General features: G+C 55.9%; 5 protein-coding genes. 4 read left to right on the forward strand and 1 reads right to left on the reverse strand.

Going from position 1 to position 4,829, the window contains the following annotated elements:
• The 4 genes from ABX962_RS30345 to ABX962_RS30360 all read left to right on the forward strand — a co-directional run.
• On the forward strand, nucleotides 1-356 hold a 356-nt coding region (locus ABX962_RS30345), incomplete at its 5' end, for a hypothetical protein (protein ID WP_372725166.1).
• A 46-nt stretch (nucleotides 357-402) separates the two neighbouring features.
• Nucleotides 403-1,425, forward strand: a complete 1,023-nt coding sequence (locus ABX962_RS30350) for an agmatine/peptidylarginine deiminase (RefSeq protein ID WP_372725168.1) — start codon at nucleotides 403-405, stop codon at nucleotides 1,423-1,425.
• Nucleotides 1,426-1,581: 156 nt separating this feature from the next.
• On the forward strand, nucleotides 1,582-2,442 hold the full coding sequence (locus ABX962_RS30355; RefSeq protein WP_372725170.1) for an OmpA family protein: 861 nt from the start codon (nucleotides 1,582-1,584) through the stop codon (nucleotides 2,440-2,442).
• A gap of 91 nt (nucleotides 2,443-2,533) precedes the next feature.
• Nucleotides 2,534-3,928, forward strand: a complete 1,395-nt coding sequence (locus tag ABX962_RS30360; protein WP_372725171.1) for a redoxin domain-containing protein — start codon at nucleotides 2,534-2,536, stop codon at nucleotides 3,926-3,928.
• A 323-nt stretch (nucleotides 3,929-4,251) separates the two neighbouring features.
• On the opposite strand, the gene ABX962_RS30365 is transcribed toward ABX962_RS30360, so the two are convergent.
• The coding region (locus tag ABX962_RS30365; RefSeq protein WP_372725173.1) for a di-heme oxidoredictase family protein at nucleotides 4,252-4,829 on the reverse strand (578 nt) is incomplete at its 5' end.

Raw genomic sequence — 4,829 nt, forward strand, 5'->3', positions numbered from 1 at the left:
CTAGGCAGCTTAAATCACATCCAATTCGTTCCTCGATACCCCTCATTCTTCACATGGCCCGAAAGGTCGTCAGTCGTAAAGCGAAAGCTGCAGAGGCGGAAGCTGCAGAAAAACTGGCCACGGCCAAGAATAAAGCCAGCAAGAAAAAAGCCTCGACTCGAAAATCCAAGAAAAAGCAGGCCGAAGATGTTCGTCTGAAACTGTATTGGGGAGTCTTTAGCCAGAACCTCAAACGGGTTGCTGTTTTTGAGTTTGATCAGAAGAAAGATGCTGAGAAGCGAGCTTTAGAGCTTAGTAAGGGCGGGAAATCTCCCCACTTCATCCAGAAGGTCAAAGAAGAAATCAAGTTCGAGTAGACCTGCGGGTCGCCTCTCTGAGCAACATTTCAGCTGGAGTAGCTGCTTGAGTCGTCGTACGCCTGCGGAGTGGGAGCCTCAAGAGGCGGTTTGGCTGGCTTGGCCGCATAGCCTCGATACTTGGCCGGGTCGATTTGACCGTATGCCAGCATTTTTTGCCAAATGGGCGACTCAGATGGCAGAGTCGACAGCGGTTCGAATCCTGCTGCCCGAGTCTTTGGCAGGCGATGCGAAGGCGTTTCTGCCAAAAAATAGCCCTGTCGAGCTGGTTTTTTGTCCTACCAATGATTCTTGGGTTCGCGATTTTGGACCCACCTTTGTCCATGATTCCGAAATTGGCGGTCTCGTTGGAATCGATTGGCGCTACAACGCCTGGGGTGGCAAATACCCGCCTTGGGATGCCGACGACGCCGCAGCGGCCCAGATCTGTGACCACATCGGTATCCCCGCAATACGTAGCAAATTGTGTCTCGAAGGGGGGGCGATCGAAACCGATGGCCAAGGTCGATTGCTGACCACACCGGAGTGTCTGATCACGTCGACACGGAATCCGGGCTGGTCCAGCGAAGCGATTTCACAGGAATTGCACGCCCAGATGGGAGTCACGGAGATCCTTTGGCTCAGCGGTGGCGGTCTGGTGGGCGATGATACCGATGGGCATATCGATCAATTGGCACGGTTTCTCGATCCTTGCAACATCGTTGTTGCGGTTTGTGACGATCCCAACGATCCTAACCACAAACCACTCGAAGATAACTATCGTCAACTTCGTTTGTGGGGCGAAACGAGCGAGCCCAAAGTCAACGTTCACCGCTTGCCAATCCCCGCTAAACGCGAGGTCGATGGCCAACGCGTGCCCGAGAGCTATTGCAATTTCTTGATGTTGGGACGCCAACGGCTGCTGGTTCCCACGTTTGGTCAGCCTGCGGCCGACGAGCACGCGATCGCAGTGATTCGCGAATTGGCCTGCGGAGCCCAGGTGGAAGCGATTGATTGCCAGGATCTGATCTGGGGGCTCGGGGCGCTGCATTGTGCAAGTCGAGATCAGCCAAAGGCTAGCGAAGCTTAGCGGTTACGGTTGGCGATGAAAGCAACCGCTTCTCGCTCGGTCGCTAGCGGAAAGCATGCTCTGCGAAAAAATTGCTCTTGCCACGGGGTGTTGGCTGCTTTTAGTGTTCGCACTAACAGGGTTAGGCGGTTTTCGCCTTACAGCACAGGAAGAGCAATGTTTTTCAGCAACAATCATCTGGCAATCGCAAAACAATCGAGCAGCTTGCTGCTCGCTGTTGCGTTGGCCAGTGCGCTCGGATGCAGCCAGAACCCTTACCTTGCTTCGTCCGCGGGCGGAGTTTGGAATGCTCCAGGCGGTGTTTCTGCTGCGGTCGACCCGACCCAAGCGAGACTTGCCGAGTTAAATCGACGCGTTCAGTTGCTTGATGATAATAATCGTCAATTGCACACCCAGTTGGCGCAAAGTGAACAGCAGTCGTTGGTTTATCGCGATGAGCTCGAATTAATTCGCAAGCAACTGTCCGAAACGAGCGCCAAGTTAGAGTCGACCTCGATCGCAGCCAGTGAAGCTGAGAATCGTGTTCGCGGTTTTCAGGCGTCCACGCAACAGCGTGGCGGTGCATCGATCAGAGCCAATACCGATCTGCTGCAAGCGGCCAGCCGGCTGAACCTTGGCGGCATCCCCGTCGAGCAGAACGGCGAAGTCATTCGTATTGTGATTCCGGCGGACCAATTGTTCCAACCCGGCACCAATCAAATGCTGCCTCAGGCATCGGCGACACTCGATCCGATTGCAGCCCAACTTCGCAGTTTGTTTCCGCGTCAGCGGATTGGGGTCGAAGGCTACACCGATGACTCACCGCTGTACGGTGGCCAAGTTGCAACCAGTCACCAATTGGCCGCCGGCCAGGCCGCAGGAGTACTCGAGCTGTTGACTCGCCGCGCCGGCATGCCGCCGAACCAATTGTTTACGGTGGCGCAAGGCGCCAACAACCCTCGCCAACCCAACACCACCGCGGCAGGCCGTGCAGCCAATCGCCGCATCGAGCTGGTGATCTATCCTGACACGTATTAGTGCGTCGTCCCGGCCCATATGTAGCCACCGCCTCGGAATCGTTCTATCATGCGAGCGTTCGCTTTACGCATGAATTTGGGAGCTGTTCGAGATGGTTGCTCGTCTATTTTTGATCGCTGTGTTGGCCAGTCCTGTTGTCGCTCGGGCTCAGGATGACAGCAAGGGAACTGCGGCGGCCAAGGGATCGGATGCCAATGCGGCATCGTCACAGTCGCCTGCGTTTGTGCTCAGCGACGATGTTCGCAAGGTGCTCCAGCCGTTTTTTGCTTCGATCAACAAGGCGGATGTCTCTCGAAGCACCGTCGAAATGTTGACCGAGTCGATTGTGCAGGGCAAGGTGGTCGAGTCTCGCAAAGCGACTTACCAAATCGCGTCAAAACATCCCAACAAGTTCACCATCTATTTGAAAGAGCCCGACCAGCGAACGCGAATCTATGCAAACGGCAACGAGATGGTGGTGGCGCTTTCACCTGAGGCGTATTACCGAGTCGACGACCGTCTTGATCTGCAGCAAGCGGTCGTGGAATTGCCAATCGCGATGGGGGCCTATCCCGAACCGGTGATGGCATTGTCGCTGGCCGGGGTCGATCCTTCGCTAAGCTTTTTGGGCGGTATGAAGTCGGTCGAGATCGTCAGTCGCGGTAAGTTTCGCGGCCGGGTTCCCGCCGTTCAAATACACGGTGTTCAGGACGATGCGGTCAGTTGGGATTTGTGGTTGAGCGAAGAAGAGCCGACAAAGCCGCTGCGTTTGCTGGTCGATTTGACCGCCATGTTGCGAGCAACAAAGCAGGTCCAAGTGCCGCAAGGATTCAAGTATCAAATTCAATTTGATTTTCTCTCGTGGCGAATGAGTGGTGAGGTCAGCGATGCATTGTTTGCATTTCGTCCGTCCAAGGATGCCACCGAATACAAGTCGCTTGACGATTATCTGCAATCGGTCGCTGGTGCGGTTGCCGAACATCCGCTGTTAGGGAAGAAAGCACCCGCCTTCAGCGGAGCAACGTTGTCGGAACAGCCGGTTTCGCTTGAGGGGCTGAAGGACAAAGTGATTGTGCTCGATTTTTGGGCCACTTGGTGTGCCCCCTGTGTTGCCGCGATGCCGGTATTGCAGGAAGTGACGAGCGAGTTCGCGGACAAGGACGTAGTCTTTTTAGCCGTCAACGTGGGTGAAGAACTCGAGTTGGTAAAAAGCTTTCTCGAGAAACAAGATATCGACTTGGATGTCGTCTTGGATCCCGGCGGGAAAATCTCCGATGCGTTTCGCGCCGATGCGATCCCGCAAACCGTCGTGGTTGGCAAATCGGGAGTGATTGAGTCGGTGCATATGGGGTTCCCCGGCGCGGACGAGCTGCGGCAACGATTGACCGATGAACTCAGCGTGCTCAGCGTCGGCGGGCATATCGAAAGCACGCCGCCGGCGGAGAAGGAAAAGTCCAGCAAGGATGACGAGCCCGCCAGCGACGCGAAACGCAAAGCCAAACGGTGAACCGTGGCCCGTAAGGCTAATGCCATCCACCTTAGTGCGGCGCGGGGCCCCGCCCGGTTGCAGCGAGTAAAGCGTTCGAAATCTACCGGGCGGGGCCCCGCGCCGCTCCGCTATAAAAACCACTCGGTCAGGGTCAAAGTAGATGGTATTGGCGGCAAGGTACCGGGGCGTGCATGGGACCCGGCCGCTGACGCGTCACGGCTCACTAATTCAACAAGCCGTTGACGACTTTCGCTACTACGATGCTATATGACTGCCTTCGGGCCCGGGGCCTCGACACGCTGTTCTCGGCGGACTATTGGACGCTTAGGCCGCTTTAGCATTCAATCCAGCGGTGCCTTCAAGCTTTCCAAGAATGCAAGCAGCCGTTCTTGTTGATCCTCTTTCAGCTGGTTGAAATTCTGCTTCGATTCCTCCGCTTCGCCACCGTGCCACTTGATTGCATCACTCAGCGTTTCGGCGCGTCCGTCGTGCAGGTAGGGAGCTGAATCCGCGATGCCCCATAGCGGTGGTGTCTTCCATTCTCGCTGCAAAACATCCGGTGAGAATTGGTGTCCACTCGCGAGATCATCCTTGCTGAAATCGCCGCGAGCAATTTGCGGTTGCCCAGCGTAATTAGTTGCCATGGTTTGACCCGATCCCTGCGGCCCCAAACGGCTGTTCCCTCTTGGTGCGGAACGGCTGCGATTGGTCGAAGCCCTGGTGCGGTAGGATGATGTTTCAACACGGCCATATCGATTCGAATAAGGGCTGGTCGTCGCGGCGACGTTTTGGTTGATCGTTTGCTCCACAGGAGCCGGGAAGGGATCTTGCAGTGCCGTTCCTAAGTCGTGCAACAACAGATCACTGTAAATGCCTCGCGCGGGTGGCAGATCCGCGATGTGGCAAGCCGCACATCCAA

The organism is Novipirellula sp. (genome assembly GCF_041583735.1).
GTDB lineage: Bacteria > Planctomycetota > Planctomycetia > Pirellulales > Pirellulaceae > Novipirellula.